Origin of the sequence: Falsihalocynthiibacter sp. S25ZX9 (genome assembly GCF_041205405.1) — a bacterium.
Lineage (GTDB): Bacteria > Pseudomonadota > Alphaproteobacteria > Rhodobacterales > Rhodobacteraceae > Falsihalocynthiibacter > Falsihalocynthiibacter arcticus.
This window is the reverse complement of the sequence record NZ_JBGFCD010000020.1, coordinates 24,848-47,888: the sequence shown is the minus strand read 5'-3', so window position 1 is coordinate 47,888 and position 23,041 is coordinate 24,848. Positions and strand designations below refer to the sequence as shown.

Annotated in this window: 19 protein-coding genes; 16 read left to right on the top strand and 3 right to left on the bottom strand. The window is 52.2% G+C overall.

The window, feature by feature from the left end:
• The first annotated feature begins 65 nt into the window (after positions 1 to 65).
• Positions 66 to 1,001, top strand: a complete 936-nt coding sequence (locus AB9F29_RS18725) for an MYG1 family protein (RefSeq protein ID WP_369756784.1) — start codon at positions 66 to 68, stop codon at positions 999 to 1,001.
• Between the two features lies 1 nt (position 1,002).
• On the opposite strand, the gene AB9F29_RS18720 is transcribed toward AB9F29_RS18725, so the two are convergent.
• Positions 1,003 to 2,217, bottom strand: a complete 1,215-nt coding sequence (locus tag AB9F29_RS18720; RefSeq protein WP_369756783.1) for an MFS transporter — start codon at positions 2,215 to 2,217, stop codon at positions 1,003 to 1,005.
• A gap of 296 nt (positions 2,218 to 2,513) precedes the next feature.
• Here AB9F29_RS18720 and AB9F29_RS18715 point away from each other — a divergent pair, with 296 nt between their 5' ends.
• The 4 genes from AB9F29_RS18715 (at position 2,514) to AB9F29_RS18700 (ending at position 8,432) form a co-directional block, all read left to right on the top strand.
• Entirely contained in the window at positions 2,514 to 4,709 is a 2,196-nt protein-coding gene (locus tag AB9F29_RS18715) for a response regulator (RefSeq protein ID WP_369756782.1), read from the top strand.
• Positions 4,710 to 4,915: 206 nt separating this feature from the next.
• Complete coding sequence (locus AB9F29_RS18710) at positions 4,916 to 6,790, top strand: heavy metal translocating P-type ATPase (RefSeq protein WP_369756781.1); 1,875 nt, start codon at positions 4,916 to 4,918, stop codon at positions 6,788 to 6,790.
• A 20-nt stretch (positions 6,791 to 6,810) separates the two neighbouring features.
• Positions 6,811 to 7,509 carry a VIT family protein gene (locus AB9F29_RS18705; RefSeq protein WP_369756780.1) on the top strand — a complete coding sequence of 233 codons (699 nt, stop codon included), beginning with the start codon at positions 6,811 to 6,813 and terminating at the stop codon, positions 7,507 to 7,509.
• A 167-nt stretch (positions 7,510 to 7,676) separates the two neighbouring features.
• Positions 7,677 to 8,432 carry a hypothetical protein gene (locus AB9F29_RS18700; protein ID WP_335586449.1) on the top strand — a complete coding sequence of 252 codons (756 nt, stop codon included), beginning with the start codon at positions 7,677 to 7,679 and terminating at the stop codon, positions 8,430 to 8,432.
• A gap of 30 nt (positions 8,433 to 8,462) precedes the next feature.
• Here the strand turns inward: AB9F29_RS18700 and AB9F29_RS18695 are convergent, their stop codons facing one another.
• Together AB9F29_RS18695 and AB9F29_RS18690 are read right to left on the bottom strand one after the other, a co-directional pair.
• The gene (locus tag AB9F29_RS18695; protein ID WP_369756779.1) at positions 8,463 to 9,524 is read right to left on the bottom strand and encodes a glutathione S-transferase C-terminal domain-containing protein; all 1,062 of its coding nucleotides are present in this window, start codon (positions 9,522 to 9,524) and stop codon (positions 8,463 to 8,465) included.
• Between the two features lie 154 nt (positions 9,525 to 9,678).
• Positions 9,679 to 10,035, bottom strand: coding sequence for a hypothetical protein (locus AB9F29_RS18690; RefSeq protein ID WP_369756778.1), 357 nt, complete (start codon positions 10,033 to 10,035; stop codon positions 9,679 to 9,681).
• 324 nt (positions 10,036 to 10,359) lie between these two features.
• Here AB9F29_RS18690 and AB9F29_RS18685 point away from each other — a divergent pair, with 324 nt between their 5' ends.
• The 11 genes from AB9F29_RS18685 to AB9F29_RS18635 all read left to right on the top strand — a co-directional run bounded on the left by AB9F29_RS18685 (position 10,360) and on the right by AB9F29_RS18635 (position 22,956).
• Entirely contained in the window at positions 10,360 to 11,784 is a 1,425-nt protein-coding gene (locus AB9F29_RS18685; RefSeq protein ID WP_369756777.1) for a circularly permuted type 2 ATP-grasp protein, read from the top strand.
• Positions 11,785 to 12,726: an alpha-E domain-containing protein gene (locus tag AB9F29_RS18680; RefSeq protein ID WP_369756776.1), complete on the top strand. Its 942-nt coding sequence runs from the start codon at positions 11,785 to 11,787 to the stop codon at positions 12,724 to 12,726.
• Positions 12,727 to 13,524, top strand: a complete 798-nt coding sequence (locus AB9F29_RS18675; protein ID WP_369756775.1) for a transglutaminase domain-containing protein — start codon at positions 12,727 to 12,729, stop codon at positions 13,522 to 13,524.
• 33 nt (positions 13,525 to 13,557) lie between these two features.
• Positions 13,558 to 14,289 (top strand): peptidase, encoded by a 732-nt coding sequence (locus AB9F29_RS18670; RefSeq protein WP_335586443.1) that lies wholly within the window; start codon positions 13,558 to 13,560, stop codon positions 14,287 to 14,289.
• 174 nt (positions 14,290 to 14,463) lie between these two features.
• Complete coding sequence (locus tag AB9F29_RS18665) at positions 14,464 to 15,402, top strand: aldo/keto reductase (RefSeq protein ID WP_369756774.1); 939 nt, start codon at positions 14,464 to 14,466, stop codon at positions 15,400 to 15,402.
• Between the two features lie 140 nt (positions 15,403 to 15,542).
• A complete protein-coding gene (locus tag AB9F29_RS18660) occupies positions 15,543 to 16,283 on the top strand; it encodes a glycosyltransferase family 2 protein (RefSeq protein WP_335586441.1) in 741 nt (246 codons plus the stop codon).
• A 187-nt stretch (positions 16,284 to 16,470) separates the two neighbouring features.
• A complete protein-coding gene (gene gmd, locus AB9F29_RS18655) occupies positions 16,471 to 17,592 on the top strand; it encodes a GDP-mannose 4,6-dehydratase (protein ID WP_369756773.1) in 1,122 nt (373 codons plus the stop codon).
• A gap of 3 nt (positions 17,593 to 17,595) precedes the next feature.
• Complete coding sequence (locus tag AB9F29_RS18650; protein WP_369756772.1) at positions 17,596 to 18,570, top strand: GDP-L-fucose synthase family protein; 975 nt, start codon at positions 17,596 to 17,598, stop codon at positions 18,568 to 18,570.
• 21 nt (positions 18,571 to 18,591) lie between these two features.
• Positions 18,592 to 20,013 carry a mannose-1-phosphate guanylyltransferase/mannose-6-phosphate isomerase gene (locus tag AB9F29_RS18645; RefSeq protein WP_369756771.1) on the top strand — a complete coding sequence of 474 codons (1,422 nt, stop codon included), beginning with the start codon at positions 18,592 to 18,594 and terminating at the stop codon, positions 20,011 to 20,013.
• A gap of 139 nt (positions 20,014 to 20,152) precedes the next feature.
• Positions 20,153 to 22,288 (top strand): YjbH domain-containing protein, encoded by a 2,136-nt coding sequence (locus tag AB9F29_RS18640; protein WP_369756770.1) that lies wholly within the window; start codon positions 20,153 to 20,155, stop codon positions 22,286 to 22,288.
• The gene (locus tag AB9F29_RS18635) at positions 22,267 to 22,956 is read left to right on the top strand and encodes a YjbF family lipoprotein (protein WP_369756769.1); all 690 of its coding nucleotides are present in this window, start codon (positions 22,267 to 22,269) and stop codon (positions 22,954 to 22,956) included. The genes AB9F29_RS18640 and AB9F29_RS18635 overlap by 22 nt, the downstream gene beginning before the upstream one ends.
• Positions 22,957 to 23,041 lie beyond the last annotated feature (85 nt).

The window sequence follows — 23,041 nt, the reverse complement described above, 5'->3', positions numbered from 1 at the left end:
CCGTATGTGGCTTATCTACGGCGCTCAACGGGCCCTCCTCTCTAAACTTGCAAAGTGATTTCCAAATGACCCCAACTTACCTTGTCACCCATTCCGGCGGTTTCCATGCGGATGAATTGCTCTCAAGTGTGATTTTGACGCGGATCTTCCCCGAAGCCGAAATTATGCGCAGTCGCGCGCCCGAATGGATTACCCCAAGCGAAGACAAAATTATTTATGATGTGGGTGGCTCCTACGATGCTGAACTTCGGATTTTTGACCACCACCAACGCGATGCCCCCTTGCGGGACGACGAACAACCCTACAGCTCTTTTGGCCTGATTTGGAAGCATTACGGGCGCGATTATTTGATGGCTTCGGGCGTGCCTGAAGCGGATTTGGATTTGGTTTTTGCCTCGTTTGACAAGGGCTTTGTTTTGCCAATCGATTTGGTGGACAACGGAGCGCTTAGCCCGTCCATCGCGGGGCCGCTCGCGGGACTTACGCTCTCTGCATTGCTCGAAACGCTCAAGCCAGTGTTTGATGTGACGGGTCAAGACGCCGAAACCGAAGCCTTCCACACGGCGCTTAATGTGGCCCGTGTTTTTGTAGAGGCTCGGATCGCCAGAAGTGCCGCCAAACTGCGCGCAGAGACTGTTGTTCATACCGCCATCGTCGCCGCGGGCGAGAGCAAGATTCTGGAACTGCCCATGGGCATGCCTTACCGCTCCGCTGTGAAAAAGGCGGGGGCTGATCACCTTTTGTATGTTGTGACCCCACGCGGCAAAGATTGGTCGCTGATGGGTATCCGCCTTAACGATGAAGGCTTTGAATTGCGGGCAGATTTGCCCGCGTCTTGGGCGGGCCTCACCAATGCGGACCTTGAGGCCGCCTCCGGTGTTGCCGGCGCAACTTTTTGCCACAACGGCCGTTTCATCGCCGCCGCACAAACGCGCGAAGCAATGCTTGCGATGGCGGAAATCGCCGTGAAAGAAGCGCAACTGGCTCCAACGGAAGCCTGAGTTACGCAGCCACCACGCGTGGACGACTGCGCACTGTGATCCAAAGAGCGGCAACAATCGCAAGGTTGATGCCGCCCGCGATGGCCGCATTCGCATAGGTCCAATGGTAGCTGCCCGTCAGGTCGAAAAAGTATCCGCCCTGCCAACCGCCAAGCCCGTGCCCCGCATAAGCGAACGCCATAATGATCCCAAGGGAAGACGCGCGGCGGGCGGGTGCCGTATGATTGCGGGTGGTGACAATGATGGTTGTCATTACGCCCGCATAGCCAAATCCGTAAATCATCGCGTAGAGATAAAACACATCCAAACGGTCGATAAACACAAATCCAAGCACCAGCACGGTCTGCCATGCAGACGCGAGAAAGTAGGAGGGGATCGCACCGATAAGGTCGGTCAGTTTGCCAAACGCTAGGCGGCCAAGTATCGCGACCATCAGCATAACAAACAGAACGCTACCCGCTTGAGGGGCTTCAAATCCGCGCCCTTGGATAAGCGGAACAAGGTGCATCAGGGGGACGGCCATACAAGTGCAACAGAAAATCACCGCCAAGGAAATCCACGCGGTAATCACACTATTCGGCAAGCCGGACGGAGTCTCGTCAGAGAGTTTGGCACTATGCGCAATCACGGGTGGGTCGCGCAGGAACATGCCAAGCGGCAACAAAACGGCCAAGGTAATCAACCCTTGTGCCATCATTGCCCCGCGCCAGCCCAGCGCCTCAATCAGAAATGCTCCCGAGAACGGTACGCCGCCTTGCCCGAGCGCTTGTCCCGCCGACGCCAACCCAATTGCCAATCCCGCGCCGACCACAAACCAATTCCCGACAAGTGCCATAAGCGGTGCGGAAATTGCCCCGCCGCCCAGCGCCCCCGCCAAGAAAAAGAGCAAATAGAATTGCCAAAGTGCCGTGGCACCCGAGGCAACGGTAATCGCAATCCCCGTCGCGGCAATGCCAAAGAGCACAACCTTGCGGATGCCATAACGTTCGGCAGCATAGCCCATAAGGATCGAGCCAACCCCAAGCCCCAAAAGCCCACACGTGTTGATCAAAGCGATTTCGCCACGGCTCCAGCCTTCGGTCGCGCCGATGGGCACGAAATACACAGACAACCCATTCACAAGCTGGCCCATCGTCACCGCAAGGATCACCATCGACACGCCCAAAATGACCCACCGATAAAGGGGGCTCTGATCGAATTTTGTTGGATTTTCCATGCGTGTGCCTCCCTGAAGCGAAGCCTATCATCGCAGAGGCGCCTAGTAGGTACAATTGCCGAATACCGACATTCGTCTTGCAAGGGTCCTCAGCGATTAGAAAGTCAAAAATCACCGCATTTTTGAAAATTGACGTTAATAAATCAATTCAAAGGGGTTTCTTGGCATAAGTGTCGACCAGAAAGCCGCACAATCAACTATCGGTTGAAATAGTTTCTAGAATTGTTGATTTTTGTTTGCCCCCAATCGGGATAATAGCGTCTCCTTGAAAAAAACCGTGAAAAGGAAGTATTCGAATGGATCACACAGAGAATACTCCAGATCTAAACCCGTCAAAAGCTGCACAAAAGCAAGCGCGTGTTGTTGAGAAATTCGTGGGTGTTATGTTGTGGGTGACGCTCTTCGGGTTTGTGGTAATGGTTCTTCGGTTCTATCAGTACGGATGGGGCGTTGTGCCTGCAATCCAAACGTTGTTGGCAATGCTTTTTGTAGCCGCATTGCTACTTCGCAAACGCTTTCCAATGCTAAACGTTTTTGCGCTTGCGATTGCCGTTCTTATTGGGCTTAGCCTTCTGGGTGTTGTCCGGTTTGGCCTAGCGGCACCCACCTTGTCCTTTTTGGCGGTCCTACCGATTGTCGTAACTGTGGTTTGGGGTGTTCGCCCTGGTTTTTTAACGCTTGCGGCAGCCATGGGTGGCACTTTCGCCATATCACGTCTCTATTTAGATGGCGGCCAACTTCCCATAATTGACATAGCGACCTACCATGAAAATCCCGTCAATTGGTTCGGATTTATTTTCATTTCAGTTGTTAGTTCCCTTCTTGGAATATTGGTTGCTGGGTTTCGTCTTAATTATTGGAGGGAAACAAACGCAGAGTTGGTCACAGAAACAAAGCGTCGCATGGCGAGCGATCTTAAAAGAGGCGTGGCCGAGCAATGGTTGGAGTCTGTGGCCGAGGCAGTACCCGGTGTGTTTTTTGAACTCGAACTCGATAATGAACGCAAAGGCATAATACGGCACATAAGCCCCGGATGTTTTGAATTGTGGGGCATGCATGGGCACGAAATTGAACATGACATGGATAGTTTCCGTAAAATTTTCACACCAGAACACACGCAGGAGTTTCGAGATGCCATTTTTAGTTCCGAAACTACAGGAAAGGCTTGGACTGGACGGTGGAAGGCACGCACGCCACAAGGCGAGGAAAAATGGATCCATGTAAGCGGCCGCCCCCATTTGAATAAAATGGGTCTAACAACGTGGTATTGTATTGCATTGGATGTATCGAATGAGGTGCGCGCGGAACAAGAAGCTCGCCGGCAAACAGAAATTGCGCAACAGGCGGAGCGGCAAAAAAGTATCGGGCAACTGACGGGGGGCGTTGCGCATGATTTCAACAATATCCTTGCGATCATCATGGGCAACTTGGAGATAATGCTGGAGGATTTGCAGCAGGACGATTTGCGCGAAATGATCGAAAACTGCCTTGAAGCGACAGAGCGGGGCGGCGAACTTACGCAAAACATGTTGGCCTTTGCCCGCAAGGCGCCCCTTGATCCCACGGTACTTGATATCAACGATGTTACGCGCAGCGCGCGCAATTGGATTGGCCGCACGCTGCCGGAAAACATTGAGGTCGAAACCTCCTTGCTGGCGGGGCTTTGGCCCGTTGAGGCAGACAAAAGCACAACCATCAGCGCCCTGCTTAACCTCATTCTAAATGCGCGCGATGCGATGCCGGAAGGTGGAAAACTAACGATTGAAACCGCGAATGTGCGGATTGATCAAGACTACATAAGCGCTAAAGATCAAGACCTTCGACCTGGCCGCTATGTGATGCTGGCGGTGAGTGATACGGGGGTCGGCATTTCGAGCGCCACATTGGAGAATATTTTCGACCCGTTCTTTACGACGAAAGGTCCAGGCGAGGGGTCTGGCATGGGATTGCCAATGGTTCAGGGATTTATCAAGCAATCGGGTGGTTCAATTCAGGTCTATTCCGAACCCGGTGTCGGGACAACCTTCAAGCTCTATTTCCACGCATTAGGGTCGGATAGTGTCCGGCCAGAGAAGCCCAGAATTGAGATTTCTGCAGACCAAAAGGCGAAAGCACATATCCTTGTGGCGGAAGATGAAAAAGGGGTCCGCGATAATATTTGCGAATTGCTAGAACGGGAAGGCTTTCAGGTTACGGCCGCCGAAAATGGCGATGAGGCTTTTAAAATATTCGAGAACAAACCTACCTTCGACCTGCTCTTGACGGATATTGTCATGCCCGGAAACCTTCAGGGCACCACCCTCGCAAAAGCATTGCGCGGAGACTACCCCAATCTTGCGGTCGTTTTCATGACGGGCTATGCCAGCGAGGCCGCCGTCCACGGCAACGGGTTGCGCGCCGAAGATATTCGCCTGAGTAAACCCGTGCGCCGAAAAGATCTGGTGAAAGCCGTCACTGACTCCCTCAGTTTTGGCACCTCGAAACTTCAGTAACCCCACTCTCAAAACCCCTTTTGGGGTGCGGATCGTCACCGCTATGCGGCAATCTGCGCTTTGCTAAATCATCGCAGTCCACTTTAGTTTGGGAAAGCGGACTGCTTGAAGGGTTGAAAATTCGACTCTAGACTCGTTCCAAACTTGAAGCGGCTCGCGGCCTGCATCAACGGGAGAGTATGGCTTTTTTCGGGAAAGATATTCTTATGATCTCAAATCGCCTCAACGTCGTCCTTTTGGTAATCGCGCTTGTCGGCTTGCTTGCTGGTCTCGGACTTTTGGTGGCAGATTTCACCGAGCTGGCCACCTACACATGGACAGTTGGAGTGCTTCCGGTTCTTGCCGCCCTTGTCATCGAGATTGCCCGTAGTCTGCGAAAAGGCGAAGTTGGACTTGATATCGTTGCTGCGCTGTCAATGGCAGCGGCCCTTGTTTTTGGGGAGACTCTCGCCGCTGCCGTCGTGGCCTTGATGTATTCGGGTGGGACCTATCTCGAAAGTTTTGCCGAAGGACGGGCGCGGCGCGAGATGAGCAATCTGTTGTCGCGCGTGCCACGAACCGCAACACGGCATCGCAACGGCGCGTTGGACGAGGTGCCGCTGGACGATATCAAACCCAACGATTTGCTCCTGATCCGGCAGGGAGATATTGCCCCCGTCGATGGGACCTTAGAGAGCGATCGCGCGATGCTCGATCAATCCGCTTTGACGGGCGAAGCCATGCCTGTGCGTCTTGCGCGCGGCGACGATATCATGAGCGGTTCAACCAATTCCGGCGAGGCCTATGACTTGCGCGCGACTCTCCCCGCCGCACAGAGTACCTATGCTGGGATCGTTCGATTGGTCGAAGCCGCGCAGAAGTCCAAAGCGCCGATGGCACGTCTGGCAGACCGCTATTCGCTGTTTTTTCTGGTGGTGACTGTCGTGGTGGCAACTGCAGCATGGTGGTTCACGGGCGATCCAATCCGAGCAGTGGCTGTGCTGGTTGTGGCGACGCCCTGCCCGCTCATTTTGGCCGTACCTGTTGCCTTAGTGGCGGGATTGTCGCGCGCCGCTCATTACGGCGCCCTGATCAAGGGTGCCAAACCACTGGAAGCTTTGGCGGGCATTCAAACGCTGATCCTCGACAAAACAGGCACGCTCACGGATGGCCGCCCACAGATTGTGTCGATCCAAAGCCATGGCGCATTATCAGAAGACGAAATTCTCTATTTTGCGGCGGCTTTGGATCAAGGGTCCAAACACCCCATCGCGCAGGCAATCGTCGCCGCAGCGCAGGCGCGCGATATTGTTTTGCCGATCCCGCGGGATATCGTCGAGACACCCGGCGATGGTGTTCGCGGTACGGTTGACGGGCGGCCCGTTCTTGTTGGCGGGTTAAACTTTGTGATGGAGCAAGTGGGAGCATCAAGTTCTAGCGCGGCCCCTCAAGAACCGGGCGCTATCCTTGTGGCCCTTGCTGTGGACGGACAATTGGCGGGTCATTTGGTGATGGCCGATGCTTTGAGATCGGGCACTTCCGAGCTTTTGACAGGGCTTCGTCGGACGGGCATCAAACGTATCCTGCTCGCAACGGGCGACCGGCGCGCCGTTGCTGAAGCAGTAACCGAGGGGTTGGGCTTTGACGCGGTTTGCTCCGATTTGACGCCCGATCAAAAGGTTCGTCTGGTTTTGTCAGAGCGCGAAAACGGACCGGTGATGATGGTTGGTGACGGCGTGAACGACGCACCAGCTCTTGCGGCGGCGAACATTGGCGTGGCGATGGGGGTGCGCGGAACGGCGGCCTCCGCCGAGGCGGCAGACATGGTGCTTCTTGTTGACCGCCTGAGTCCCCTGCTTTCAGGAATCGAGGTGGCGCAGGGCGCGCGGCGGATTGCATTGGAAAGTGTGATTGCGGGGATTGGCCTTTCCTTTGCGGGGATGATCGCCGCGGCCTTTGGATACCTTTCGCCTGTGCAGGGCGCGTTGTTTCAGGAAGTAATTGACGTCGCGGTTATTCTGAACGCACTTCGTGCCTTGAGGATCAAACCACGAGAAACTACCTTGGCCGCAATTCAAGACGTTACGCGCCCCAAATCGTAAGAGCAAAAAGGCCAACCCAAATGAGCATTTCAAGACACGACGAAGAACATTTTGTGCATCGCATTGGCTGGCTCCGTGCCGCCGTCATGGGGGCGAATGACGGCCTTGTTTCAACGGCCAGCCTGATTATCGGGGTTGCAACGGCGGGGTCTGGCCACCCCGAAATTCTGATCGCGGGCTTCGCGGGCCTCGTCGCGGGTGCGATGTCTATGGCGGCGGGCGAGTATGTGTCTGTCAGTTCGCAATCAGATGCAGAGCAGGCTGACATCGCGCGGGAAGCCAAAGAGTTGGTGGAAGCACCCGAAGCCGAACTTGAAGAATTGGCCCGTATCTATGTCGAGCGTGGTTTGGATGAAGATTTGGCGCGCCAAGTTGCCATCCAACTCACCGAAAAAGACGCCCTTGGCGCGCATGTTCGGGACGAACTCGGTATTTCCGATATGGTTGCTGCGCGTCCTCTTCAAGCTGCAGTTGTGTCAGCGGTGACGTTCGCCATCGGTGCGGGTGCTCCCTTGATTGTCGCCGCATTAGTGCCAGTGTCTCAGGTGCCAATCGCTGTTGGACTTGCAACGCTTGTCGCTCTTGCGACGCTGGGTGGACTTGGCGCGTCCGTCGGAGGGGCTGGGATCGTGAAAGGCGCCTTGCGTGTGATCTTCTGGGGCACACTCGCCATGGTCGCAACTGCTGCTGCTGGATTGATTTTCGGCGTCGCTTTGTAGCGGTTCAGCTATCAATACACCCCACAAAATTTGGGCAGTACCACCCTTGGTGCTGCCCGATTACGTACTCAGGCCAAAAATTGCCCCCCTGTTAAGGCGGTGTCAGGCTCCCTATATAGATCCGACGAACACATCATTCCCATATCTATGTGCGAAAGGACAAGCTTGTGACCAAATTTGAGTTTCCCCGATTTCCAACGCGGCATGGCTATATGTCCGAAAAAATCCAAAGGGATTACATCACCTCCGCGATCACCAAAAAGGTGCTTCCGCCCGACGCACACAGACTTCCCCAGATCGTCTCGCTTACGGCAGCAAATGATGTCTCAAAGCCGGTTCAATTCTGGCAGTTGTATTCCGTGTTGGGGCAGGATCGGATCGTCAATATCGTTGCTGATTTTTACGAGCGTGTTTTTGCGGACGAAGCATGGTTTACCTCGGTTTTTGCCCGCGTTGGCGGCATTGACCACCACATAAATACTCAAGCGGCGATGTGGATTGATGTGATGGGCGGCGGCCCCTTCTATCACGGTGCGGAATTCCGGCTGAACTTTCATCACACGCATAATGCGATTCAACTAATGAATGACAAAGGGGCTGAGCGCTGGTCAAAACTGATGCTGGAGTCCCTCGACGCCTCGGCAAAACACATGACCGATGACCCAAGAGTTCGGCCAAGTATCAACACGTTCCTCACCCATTTTATGGGCAAATATGCACAGGAGTTTGCCTTTGAAAACCGCAGCGTATTTGGCGAGACAAACCCTCCGGTCAAGCGCAAGATCAATTTCCTGAAAATGACCACCGAGGCGATTAAGGAATTGAGCGAGACTGAACTTGTCGAAGCACTGGAGGAGCGTGGCGTCGATGTCTCAAAGTATCTTGGCAAAGACGATCTCGTGAACAAGGCGCTAATGCTTTAATCAACGCATATTTGGTTACTTTCGGGGGGCCTAACGCGCAAGTTCTGGGTGCGCAAAGGCCTCGGGGTAGGTCATCGGACGAAACGGCCCCAGCGGCACCACATTGTTCCATGACCGTCCAAAATATCCTTGGCGACAATGCACCAGCGCACTGCTGTCCGCGACACCTTGAAGTGCATAGACACGGCATAGCCAACGCCAAAGATGCGGGTAGTCCAAAATCATGGCCCCGTTCAACTTCATCCGCAGATAGTACACAGGGTCATGGCGAAAAAGGGTCGGGAACAGGCGCAGATCAGCTTCCGTAAAGGTTTCACCTGTCAGGTAGGGGCGATTGTCTGCTGCGAGGTGCTGCTCTAACACGCCCAGCGCCTCAAAATAGTTTTCGAAGGCCGTGGCGTAGACGTCTTGGCTCGAAGAGAAACCCGCCTTATAGGCCCCGTTGTTGATATTGACGTAGATTTGGTGGTTTAGACGGTCGATCTCATCACACAGGGGCGCGTTGTCCGTCGGGTACAAATCCGGACGGTCAGCATCGGACAGTGTACTGCCAAGTTTCCCCGCGTACCTATTGAGCATCCGTATAATCTCGGCACTTTCATTTGCCACAATGCGCTTGGTTTTCTTGTCGTAAAGGATCGGCACGCTGGTTTCTAACGCGCCCTCCGCTTCATAGATTTGCTTTACCAAACGAAACTGCCGTCCCGTTGCGGTTTCTGAAGTGCATTCAGGAAGCGGCGCGCCCGTGAGCGTTGCGATCCGTTGCGGATTAAACTCCCAAAGGCTGGCCGCGACGGGATCGTCCTCTAAGGTGCGGTTAGGAAAAGCCACGTCCATGGTGATGCTATTTTGGAGGCCAAGGACGTTTCGTGCGAGGGTCACGCGGTGGCACCATGGGCAATTGAGCGCGACGAAAAGGTGGTAGCGATTTGGCTCGGCGGGAAAGTCAGGATCCTCCTCCAGAACGCTTCGAAACCCACTTACCCCACGGACAAATTCACCCTTTAAGCGACGCGCAACAGCGTCTGACTGCGATTCCTCGACGGAAGTATTGTGGGAGGTGTCGCTGGAGGGGGTTTTGGGCGGTGCCATGTGGGAAACTCACAATCAAAAAGAACGGGACGGAGTAAATCCGTGTGACTTCATCCTAACTTCGCAGTCTCCAAATTGCTATGCCCCAAGCTGCACTCATCAACGGGCAAACTATAGATCACAGTCGCGCTACGCTCCCTGGGAATTCTTCCCGTCATACCGTCGCGAAATTTGCCGAACTTCTTGGTTTTACTTGTTGTCGCTGGCAATTTGCATCGCGTCGATCAGCTTTGTCCGTCAACTTATCGGCCTTGGCTGTCAGTTTGAACAGCGGTTCGTATTCCGCATCGTTCAAACCCGTCAGCGCGTCAGAGCAAATGTCAAAGGCTTCATTCCACTGAAGGATCATCGGCAGGGTTTTCTTTAGATCTTGCGTTTGAGAAGGTAGACCCCATATCCCGCCAACCGGCCTCCCGAGGTTAGGATCATAAACAAAGTCCGGTGCAGAAATCCCAGACCCTTCAAAGAAGGTTGGCACCACGTCAATCGCGTGGATGAACTGTTCGCGCATGCCACCTAATTTGGGGTACTTAAAGGACTGCCCTTGGTGCTGGTTCCGTTGTGGTCTTTGCCAAACCATGATCTGGAACAGCTGTTGGTAAAGCGAAGGACGTAGGGCGCATCCTTGGACGGGCCCTACTGTAGTCTGGCGATTTAGCTCGATAAAACTGCCTCAAATATGCGCCACATTGAGTGCTCGACAAAGTTCCATTTCGGCAAAAAATTAGGGCCACTCAGCGCATTCTGCTGAACATTTAATCGAAAAAAGTATATCCAAACGCCGGAAATACACGCAGCATTGCTATGACTGGGTAAGTTGCGCTAACCTAAAAGCATGACATCAAAAAGCCCTTGCTTCAACGAAATGCATTCGAACGCCACTGCGCGTAGCCCTTACAGCACATATGATAAATGGTTCAAAGACCAAGACGCAGATGGCCTGATGACAAAATCTCAAGAGGCGGAAGCTTTCTTTCGCCGTGCGGGGATCACCTTCAATGTTTACGGTCAATCCGACGCAGAAGAACGCTTGATCCCGTTTGATTTGGTCCCGCGAATTTTGGACAATAAAGAATGGTCCAAACTTTCAAAAGGCATTGAACAACGCGTCTTTGCGATCAATGCCTTCCTGCATGACATCTATAATCGGCAAGAAATTCTGCGGGCGGGGATCATCCCGACCGAACTGATCGCCCAAAACGATGCGTTCCTCCCCCAGATGATGGATTTCAGTCCTCCAGGGGATGTTTACACACATATTACCGGCACCGATATTGTACGCACGGGCGAAGATGATTTCTTTGTTCTGGAAGACAATGCGCGCACACCGTCTGGTGTCAGCTATATGCTGGAAAACCGCGAGACGATGTTGCAGATGTTCCCCGAGCTTTTCAGCACGATCAAAGTTCAGCAGGTCAGCGACTATCCCAAGAACCTGCGCCGCGCGCTCGAAGCCTCCGCTCCCGCCACCTGTTCAGGCAGGCCTTGCGTTGTGGTCCTCACACCCGGAATGCATAACTCAGCCTATTACGAGCATAGTTTCCTTGCGGACCAAATGGGCGTTGAGCTGGTTGAGGGCCATGATTTGCGGGTTGTCGACGGGCATATCGCCATGCGCACGACGCGTGGCTATAAAGTGATCGATGTGATTTATCGCCGTGTGGATGACGAATATCTCGATCCGCTGACCTTCAATCCGAATTCCATGCTCGGGGTTCCGGGCATCATGGATATCTACCGCGCAGGAAATATTACAATCGCAAACGCACCCGGAACTGGGGTGGCGGATGACAAGGCGATATACAGCTACATGCCTCATATTATTGAGTTCTATACGGGCGAGCGCGCGATTTTGAAGAACGTACTAACCCACCGATGCTCAGAGCCAGATACCTTGAAATATGTTCTGGAGAACCTTGTCGATTTGGTCGTCAAAGAGGTTCATGGCTCTGGGGGGTACGGAATGCTGGTCGGCCCCGCCGCGAGCAAACAAGAGCTGGCTGATTTCGCAGAGAAGCTAAAAGCGCGCCCCGCCAATTATATCGCCCAGCCAACTTTGGCACTCTCGACTGTGCCCATCTTCACCGATTCAGGCCTCGCACCGCGCCACGTAGACCTGCGGCCCTTTGCCTTGATGTCCCCCAAGGGCGTGAGCATCACGGCCGGCGGTTTAACCCGCGTGGCCCTTCAAGAAGGCTCGTTGGTTGTGAATTCTTCACAAGGTGGCGGCACCAAAGACACATGGGTATTGGAAGACTAGATGTTAGGAAAAACCGCAGGTGGTCTCTATTGGATGTTCCGCTATTTGGAGCGCGCGGAGAATACAGCGCGCCTCATCGAAGCTGGATTCCGAATTGCCCTTACACGTTCAAATGATGCGGAGTCCGAGTGGAAATCCATCATTGTCAGCTCAGCAAATCAAGCGGCCTATGAAGCGCTCCATGATGGCTATGACAGCGCGCGCGTTACCGATTTTTTACTGCGCGAGGCGACGAATTCCAGTTCCGTCTTGTCGGCAATCAAATCCGCAAGGGACAATGCCCGCCTAACACGTACGGCCTTAACATCTGAGGTTTGGTTCGCAGTCAACGATACTTGGATGCTACTTGCCAAGCTCTTAAAAGACCCAATCCCCGTCACTCAATTGTCCGGCGTTTTAGCTACTATTCGCCAGCAATCTGGACTGGTGCGCGGCGCCCTTTACGGTACCATGTTACGCAATGATATCTATAACTTTTGCCGCTTGGGTACTGCAATTGAGCGTATCGACGCGACAGCGCGGCTCATTGACGTGAAATACTATTCCTTGCTGCCCTCGCCTTCCTTTGTCGGTAGTAGAATGGACAATGTGCAATGGGAAACGATTTTACGCTCCGTGTCGGCGCACCGGTCTTTTCGCTGGGCAATAGACGATGATTTTACAGCCCCTGCGATTGCCAGCTTTTTGATCCTAGATCCCCGAATGCCACGCTCGCTCGCGTTCTGTGCGGGTGAACTCGTTGAAAACCTCAACGACCTTGGCGATGAATATAACAGTCGCTGCGTGGCCCACGATTTGGCGGATGCCTTGCTTGCAAAAACAACAAAACGCGACATTTCTTCCATTTTCGACGAAGGGCTGCACGTTTTTGTCGGGAATATAATCAAAGATACATCTATACTCGCCCAGCAAATCGAAATCGATTACCGGTTCAGTGGATAAATGAAAATTAAAATCGCCCATAAAACGGAATATGTATACAGCACACCCGTGGTCTACGCGCTCCAAAAAGTGCGTTTGCGGCCGCTCAATTCAAGCCTGCAAGACGTTCTAAATTGGGACATCACCGTTACGGGTGGCAAGCACGAGACGCAGTATTTGGATCATTACCAGAACCACGTCGATTTGTTCAGTATCGAACCGGGGGCTCAGACGCTATCTATTCGCGCCGAGGGCACTGTCCTGACCAAGCCCGAAAACGGCGTTTTGGGCATGGTTTATGGCCGTGCGCCCTTGTGGCATTTCAAGCAACCCACACCCCAAACCACCCCTGGGGAAGCCATTCGCGCCATGTCGCAGGTTGTCAGCAATAATGCTTCACAGCTCAATGGCTTGCACGAACTTTCGCACGCAATTTTGGCGGCTGTCCCCTATCAATTTGGCGTCACACAAACAAATACTACAGCAGAAGCCGCGCTAACAGGCGGGCGCGGTGTGTGCCAAGATCACGCGCAAATTTTCATTGCGGCCGCTCGGGTCGCGGGCATTCCCGCTCGCTACGTCAGTGGCTATTTGATGATGAACGACATTGTTGACCAAGACGCCACCCATGCTTGGGCGGAAGCCCATGTCGATGGATTAGGCTGGGTTGGTTTTGATATTTCGAACGGGATATCACCTGATGAACGCTATGTGCGTATTGCCACCGGCCGCGACGCGCGCGACGCCGCGCCCGTTGAAGGGTTACGGCAGGGTGCCGCCGATGAAACATTGATTGTATCTTTACAAGTCCAGCAATAGAGAGAGTGCTTAAACTCTCCTAAGGTGGAAAAGATGACATATTGCGTTGGTATGCGGCTGGAAAAAGGTCTCGTGTTCATGTCGGACACCCGTACCAGCGCGGGCTTGGACAATTTTGCTGTTAGCAAAAAGATGTTTACGTGGAACGTCCCGGGTGAGCGCTGCATTACCATCATGACTGCGGGCAATCTTGCGACGACTCAATCCTTGATTAGCTTGCTTGAAGAACGTTCAAAAACCGTTGAGGACCGTGACCCGAGCATCCTGCGGCAAGAAACGATGTTTCAGGTCGCGCGGCTTGTGGGCGCCACCTTGAAAGAGGTCATTGCAGATAGTTCTCCGGCGGGCCAAACCTCAGACGACCAATTTGGTGCATCGATTATTCTCGGCGGCCAAATCGGCGACGGCCAACCCACAATCTTTATGATCTACCCCGCAGGTAATTTTATCGAAATAACAGACGACACGCCGTTTTTTCAGATTGGCGAAACCAAATACGGTAAACCCATTCTGGTGCGCGCTTTTGATCCCAAAATGAGCTTCGAGGATTGCGTAAAACTCCTTTTGGTTTCCTTTGATTCCACCATCCAATCCAACCTATCCGTGGGATTGCCGCTGGACCTTCAGATTTACGAAACGGGTTCTTTTGATGGCAGCCGCCAAAAGCGGATCGATAGTGAGGATTTGGTGTATCAGGCTATTTCAACTGGCTGGGGTGACGCGCTCAAGGACGCTTTTCATTTATTGCCTAGCTACAAAGTATAGCTCGCTTCGCAATTAACCTTCTTCTGCCAATCACTTAGTTGACCCCGTTTTTTTCAGAACCCATGCTAAATAACGGCCCAGCAAGCTATACTTGCTGGGCCCATTGGGATAGTTTTTCCAAACCAATTGCATGTGCCCATTAAAGAAAACGATTTAGAATTCCGGAGAGTTACAATGAAACCGCTTATCCTTACATCTGCCAATGGCACACCCGCATCGAAATACTCCTTTGGAACAATGCAATTCGGCGGCAAAGCGGACAAGAAAGAGAGTCAGAAATTATTTGAAGCAAGTCGGGACGCTGGCTTGAATTTCTTTGATACGGCCTATGGTTATACGGACGGTTTGTCCGAGACATATTTAGGTGAATTTACAGCCAAGGAACGCGACAACCTTGTTGTTGCCACCAAATGCGCTCCTGTAGCAGGGGCCGCCTCTACTTACATCCGCACCCAGCTGGACGAAAGCCGCAAACGTTTAAAGACGGATGTGATCGATGTTTTATATCTACACAAATGGGACGATAGCACCTCTCTAGAGGAAACATTTTCAACGCTTGCTGAGCTTCAGGAGCAAGGCTTGTTTCGCTATCTGGGGGTTTCGAATTTTTCTGCGTGGCAAACAATGAAAGCGGCCAATATCGCTGAAAAACACGGGGTTCGCATCGATATACTTGAGCCGATGTACAACCTAGTGAAACGACAGGTCGAAGTAGAAATCCTGCCCATGGCGTCCAGCGAAGGCTTTAATGTTGCCCCATACTCGCCCCTTGGTGGTGGATTGCTCACGGGTAAATATTCCAATGGATTGGGTGGACGACTTGCCGAAAACAAAACGTATAACGCGCGATATAATAATGACTGGATGCACGAGACAGCACGCAAACTCTCCGAAATCGCGGGTAAAATAGACGTCTCTGCGGCGACTCTTGCCGTTGCTTGGGTTGCACGCAATCCCGCCATCACCCATCCGATCATCAGCGCCCGTTCTGTCGAACAACTGGCCCCCTCCCTTGACGCAATCACCTATGAGTTGTCAGACGAATTGTACGGCGAAATCAGTGCCGCCACTCGCGCACCTGCTCCCGCCACAGACCGCTCAGAGGATTCTTAGACGAGCCCAAAACTTATCCGAAAACACCTTGTTGGTAAGGCCACTAACCGCAGTTTTATTTGCTTGCGCCATCACCTCAGAAAACTTGGCAAAACAGGCCATTGCGACGTGGCCGTACAAAAAGAAAATAGACTTAGAGCATGAAAATTTCCGTGGTTACAGCCGTCTACAATCGGCGACTTTCAATTGAACAGGCGGTTCAAAGCGTTCAGGACCAGTCATTTGAAAACTATGAACACGTGATCCAAGACGGCGGCTCTATGGATGGCACATTAGAGATAATTGACGCCATTTCAGACAGTCGAACCCGTCTAGAAAGCGGCCCAGATACGGGAATATACGATGCCATCAATCGGGGCATCGCGCGCAGTACTGGGGACGTCATCGGGCTCATGCATTCGGACGACGTTTTTGCCCACAACAACGTTCTGTCATCCGTGGCCGGCGCATTTGAGGACCCTGAAATTGACGGGGTTTATGGCGACTTACACTATGTATCAAAATCCGACCCCAGCAAAATAATTCGAAATTGGGTTTCCGGTGAGTATCATCCATCCAAATTACGCACGGGCTGGATGCCGCCACACCCGACCCTCTATTTACGTCGTGAGGTTTTCGATAAATGGGGGCTGTATGATACGAGTTTTCAAATAGCGGCCGATTACGACGCAATGCTACGCTACCTCGTAAAAGGCCAAATAAACCTCTCCTACGTTCCAGAAGTATTCGTGAAAATGCGCCTAGGGGGTGAAAGCAACAAATCGCTTGGGCGTGTCGTTCAAAAAAGTAGAGAAGATTATCGCGCGATAAAGCGTAATGGCGTTGGGGGACTTGGAACTCTGATACGGAAAAATACGCGCAAAATTCGGCAACTCTTTTGACGCAATTTGGCTTTCGTCTCCCGAGTGTTTTTTACACCTGCGCCTCCACTGAGATCATACTGCTTGCATGCATTTCATCTTGGACCCAAGTATCTTTCACACGGCAGAACGCGGGGGTGTCAGAAAGTTGAAAATTCTGGTACGAAAATCAACAACTGAATAGCACTGTATTTTGAGGCATTAAAACATGACGAAACGCGCTTTGATCACTGGCGTTACCGGCCAAGACGGCTCTTACTTGGCTGAATTACTTTTGGAAAAAGGCTATGAAGTACACGGCATCAAGCGACGTGCGTCTTCCTTTAATACACAGCGCCTCGACCATATTTATGAAGATCCACATCAAAGCCACGCGAGATTCAAGCTCCATTACGGGGATCTTTCGGACAGCTCAAACCTGACGCGGATACTGCAGGATGTGAATCCGGACGAGGTTTATAATCTTGGTGCACAATCGCATGTTGCCGTGAGTTTTGAGGCCCCCGAGTATACGGCGGATGTGGATGCCTTGGGCGCATTGCGTTTGCTAGAAGCCATCCGCTTCCTCAAATTAGAAAACAAAGCGCGGTTTTATCAAGCGTCGACGTCGGAGCTTTATGGGCTGGTTCAAGAAACCCCGCAAACCGAAAAGACGCCTTTCCACCCCCGCTCTCCTTATGCGGTCGCGAAAATGTATGCCTATTGGATCACCGTGAATTACCGCGAGGCCTATGGCATATATGCGTGCAACGGCATTCTGTTCAATCACGAGAGTCCCCGTCGCGGCGAGACATTTGTGACCCGTAAGATCACCCGTGGCCTAGCGAATATCGCTTTAGGGCAAGAGGCATGCCTCTATATGGGTAACATTGATGCGTTGCGCGATTGGGGACACGCCAAAGATTATGTGCGGATGCAGTGGATGATGCTGCAGCAGGATAAGCCCGAAGATTACGTTATCGCGACGGGCGTCCAACATTCTGTTCGACAGTTCATCACGTGGTCTGCTGCCGAATTGGGGATCACCTTGCGCTTTGAGGGCGAAGGGCTGGCGGAAGTTGCGATTGTGGAGAAAATTGACGGCGACAAGGCGGCGGCGCTTAACGTTGGAGATGTCATAATGCGGATTGATCCACGCTATTTCCGCCCCGCTGAAGTCGAAAGCCTTTTAGGCGATCCGTCAAAAGCCAAGAAGGACCTTGGCTGGGTACCCGAGATTACAGTGCAGGAAATGTGCGCCGAAATGGTGGCGGAAGATTACAAAACCGCACGGCGTCATTCGCTCTTGAAGCAACATGGCATGGACCTTCCCATTGCGACCGAAAGTTAAGCCATGAAGATTTATCTCGCTGGACATCGCGGCATGGTGGGCGGTGCAATTCTGCGCCAGTTGGAAGCTCGCAAGCAGGCAGGCGCCGATTTGACGCTTGTGACCCGCACCAGCGCCGATTTGGATCTGACCAATCAAAATGCGGTACGGGACTTCATGATGCAGGAACGGCCTGATCAAGTGATTTTGGCGGCCGCAAAGGTGGGAGGTATTATTGCCAATAACACCTACCCTGCCCCCTTTATTTATGAAAACCTCATGATCGAATGCAACGTCATTCATCAGGCCTTTGAAGCGGGCGTTACCAAACTTCTTCAGTTGGGATCGAGTTGTATTTACCCAAAGCTGGCCCCGCAACCGATGCGCGAAGACGCCCTCCTCACGGGAACACTGGAGCCAACCAACGAGCCCTATGCCATTGCAAAAATCGCAGGCATTAAGCTGTGTGAAAGCTATAATCGGCAGCATGGCGTCGATTATCGCTCTGTCATGCCGACCAATCTTTATGGCCCCGGAGATAATTTCCACCCAGAAAATTCGCACGTGGTTCCGGCCCTTATGCGTCGCTTGCATGTCGCGGCACAGGACGGTGCAGACGAAGTTGTTATTTGGGGTACAGGAACACCAATGCGCGAGTTTTTGCACGTGGATGATATGGCCGAAGCCTCGCTTTTCGTGATGGATTTGAATGAGGAAGTTTACAAGCGCGAAACCCAAGAAATGCTCAGCCACATCAACGTGGGGTCTGGAACCGACGTCACTATCAAAGAGCTCGCAGAAACGATTGCAAAGGTTGTGGGTTTCGAAGGTGCGTTGCGGTTTGACACGACAAAACCGGATGGTGCGCCCCGTAAACTGATGGACGTCAGTCGATTGCAGCGCCTAGGTTGGTCTTACAAAATTCCGTTGGACCTCGGGGTTCAAGACACATACCAATTGTTTTTAAAGCAGCGCGATAGTGATTTGCGCGCAAAATAAATTATGAAAAGGCCAAACATCATGATTACACCTGTCCTACTTTGTGGTGGTTCTGGAACACGTCTTTGGCCTCTGTCACGCAAGAGTTACCCCAAGCAATTTGTCCCATTGCTGGGTGACAAAACGCTTTTTCAAGCGTCTGCTGAACGCCTATCGGGTACAGATTTTACCGCGCCCCTCATCCTCACCAACTCGGATTTTCGGTTCATTGTAACCGAGCAACTGGCCGAAATGGGGATGGATCCGGGCGCTATTCTAATTGAACCGGAAGGAAAAAACACCGCACCTGCCGTTTTGGCCGCTGCCATGTGGCTTGAGAAAACGGATCCAAATGGCTTGATGCTTGTGGCGCCGTCGGACCATGTTGTTCCCGACACCGATGCGTTTCGGGAAGCGGTTCAGGCGGGTCTCGCAGCGGCAGAAAATGGCCAGTTGGTTACGTTTGGGATCAAACCCACGCATGGCGAAACAGGATATGGCTATCTTGAATTGAGCGAAAAACCGGGGAACTTTGAACTCACGACGATGCCTTTGACACGTTTTGTCGAAAAACCCGATCAAGCTCGGGCGGACGAGATGGTCGACGCTGGGAATTTCCTCTGGAACGCGGGGATTTTTCTATTTTCCGTTCGCGCAATTTTGGAGGCGTTTAAAGCGCACGCTCCCACACTCATGACACCCGTCCAAGCGGCGGTTGATTTAGGGAAGCCCGACCTCGGGTTTCTGCGCCTTGATCCCGAGGCTTGGGCTCGTGTTGAGGATATTTCAATCGATTACGCCGTCATGGAACGCGCGCCAAATTTGTCGGTCGTTCCCTTTGCCAAAGGTTGGTCAGACCTAGGGGGCTGGGACGCCGTGTTGCGCGAATCCGTACGCGATGAACGCGGTGTTGCCACCTCAGGTCCCGCGATTGCATTGGATTGCGACGACACGCTCCTACGCTCTGAGGACGACGGCCTAGAAGTTGTGGGCATCGGCCTGCGCAATATTATCGCGATTGCGATGCCCGACGCTGTTTTGATCGCAGACTCACGCCGCGCACAGGATGTAAAGCTGGCCGTCGCCGCGCTAAAGTCTAAGAAGGCCCGTCAAGCAACGGCCTTTCCCAAGGATCATCGGCCTTGGGGCTGGTTTGAAAGCTTGGTCATTGGCGACCGCTTCCAAGTCAAACGTATTGTCGTCCATCCGGGTGCGGCGCTCTCGCTGCAAAGCCATCATCATCGTTCCGAACATTGGATTGTTGTTGAAGGAACGGCCAAGGTCACCGTGAATGAGGATGTCAAACTTATCAGCGAAAACCAGTCGGTTTATATTCCCCTTGGCGCCGTGCACCGCATGGAAAACCCCGGCAAAGTTCCGATGGTTCTGATTGAAGTTCAAACAGGCACGTATTTGGGCGAGGACGATATTATCCGCTATGAAGACGTTTACGCGCGGTCATAACTTGTTAAATCAATGTGACTCGGCAGCACCATAATTGAGCCAAGTTTCGAATTTACCCGTTTTGATATGCTCCTTTGACCGTTTTGACCTATGAAAGCCTTAACGGCACACAAGTCAAAAAAGCGAGCAAATAAAAGTGTTGAAACGGGGCCTAATCACGAGTTGTGTCACAGCTTTAGCGTTTCAAGCGAACGCTCAAGACGGTGTTGCGCCGACATATAACCTTTATGGCACTACTGGACTCATTGATATGCCGTCGGCGCAGAGTGCCGCCGATGGCGAACTTGCTTTCGCATTTTCCAAGATCGGGCACCAGCAGCGCAACACGCTTACTTTCCAAATAACGCCGCGATTTTCGGGAAGTTTTAGGTACACCGTCACAAAAGATGACGGCTTCAGTGACGGCGACAACATCGGAATAAACTTCGACCGTAGCTTTGATCTTCAGTACCGTTTTGTCGATGAAGGCAAGTATCGACCCGCGATTTCCGTTGGATTTAGAGACATCCTTGGCACGGGCCAATACGGAAGCGAATATTTTGTCGCCACGAAAAACGTCCTTCCAACTGTGCGCGTCACAGGTGGAATTGGCTGGGGTAGAATGGGAACCTACAACGGATTTACGAACCCATTGGCAATTTTTGGAGATAGCTTCAAAACACGACCAAGTGGTTACGACGAACAAGGCGGCGAATTCAATTCGGGGCAATGGTTCAAAGGAAACGCTGCCTTTTTTGGCGGAGTCGAGTGGCGCGCTAACGAAAAATTATCGTTGAAAGCAGAATACTCCTCCGATGCCTATACTGGCTTTTACGGCGAACGCAGCGGAATTGAACACAAGTCGCCCTTCAATTTTGGCCTCGACTATAAAGTAACAGAAAACGCCCATCTTGCAGCCTATTATGCCTATGGGTCCACATTCGCATTACAATTCAACTACGCTGTTAACCCTAAAAACCCACCCGCCCCCAGCGGCTATGATAACGCGCCAACGCCCGTCCTTGTGCGCCCTTCTCGCGCAACCAACCCAGAAGCATGGACTACTGGCTGGATCAGCAACCCCGAGACCCCAAACGCCCTTGAGGCGAATATGAAAAGAGCTTTGGGCACGGAAGGCTTAGAGTTAGAGGGGTTCAAATACACAAAAACCAGTATCGTTATTCACTATCGAAATAACACATATTGGACAGAGGCGCAGGCCATCGGTCGCGCGGCCCGTGCGGCCACGCGCGGGTTGCCCAACTCCGTAGAAACGCTGACCTTGGTGCCCGTGGTCAATGGCATGGCAACAACTGCCGTGACCCTAAACCGTACTGATATGGAAAACTTGGAGAACGTACCTGACGCATCGTGGAAAAGCTACGTGCGCGCCAATATTCAGGATGCTGCGTTACTTAATAATGACGGGTTACGGGATATTGAAGATGCCTATCCAAATTTAACTTGGGGACTAGGTCCCTATATGGATATAGGGCTTTTTGATCCGTCGGCCCCTTTCCGTATGGAAATTGGTGCCGAACTCAGCGGAACGTATGAGCCAAGTCCAGGGGTTCTACTTTCAGGCGCCCTTCGCAAAAGAGTGGTCGGAAACCTTGACGATGCCGATCGCCTATCAGACTCCACTTTACCGCACGTCCGGTCTGACTATGGCCTTTATGACAAGTACGGCGATCCAGGGATCACATATTTGACGGCGGAGTACTTTCGTCGCCCAGGGCCAAGCTTGTATACTCGGGTTTCAGCGGGTTTATTAGAAGAAATGTTTGCGGGCGTATCTGGCGAAATCTTGTGGAAACCCACCGACAGCCGCCTCGCAATGGGCCTTGAAATGAACTACACGTATCAACGCAACTATGACCAACTATTTGGAATGCTTGATTATTCCGTAGCAACAGGGCATGCCTCCGCCTATTACACTTTTGCGAACGGTTTTTACGGACAGGTTGATGTCGGTCGCTATTTGGCGGGGGATGTGGGGGGGACGTTTTCGGTTGCTCGAGAATTCAACAACGGTTGGAAAATTGGCGCATATGCAACCCTTACGGACGTATCTTCAGAGGACTTTGGCGAAGGGTCGTTTGACAAGGGCATTACCCTTGAAATCCCCCTGTTCTGGGCTCTTGGTAGGCCCAATAAAACTAGTCAGGAAATCGTAATTCAGCCAATTTCCCGTGATGGGGGCGCACGCTTGAATTTGAACAACAGGTTGTTTGGTTTGGTTTCCAACCAAAGTGAACCGTATCTGAGTTCGCAATGGGCGAGGTTCTGGAGATGAGAATTTTTCCAAAAACCGTAATGGTATTGGTCTTTTTTTCCTTGCTTCAAGGGTGCGGAAATGACGGGCAAAAGGACTTCTATAAGGGTTTATGGGAGGGTGCAAAAGCGACCCTTCCGAGCGAAAAAAGCGAGGCTGAGGCCACTGAAAAGGCTGCAATAGCAATCGTCGAAAAGTCCAACATCGACGAACCACTCATTTTGGCAACGACCGGCGAGAATCGCACGCTGCTGATCCCCGTGAGTAAAAATGGAGATTACGAGCAATGGCACGCGCCGGGAAAGCTTGGATTTACGTTTAAGGACGGTGTGTTAACGGCAACGCGAGGACTTGGCGGCGACCTTATGGATGCTGATGTAGAAGAGAGTATTGCCCGCATTAAGACCAAAAGTTCACAGCCCGCCACGCGTGTCCACAGATATCTGAGCGGCGTAAATACAATTATCATCCGAAGCTTTGTTTGCATCATAGCGCAGGAAGATATTGAAAACACTGTTGTTTTTGGAAAAAAACGTTCCCTGTCTCGCGTAAGTGAAATTTGCACTAATTCTGATACGACCATTGAAAACCTTTATTGGGTCGATCCGAGCGATGGATTCATTTGGAAGACCGAACAATGGATTAGCACTCATGTCGGGGTTTTTACGTTTGAACGAGCGCAGCAATAGTGGATCGGTTTGAGTGCAATGAAGCTTGCAAAACTAGTTACTATATGATTAATTCCCCTAAACAATTGTGTACGATTATCGTAAA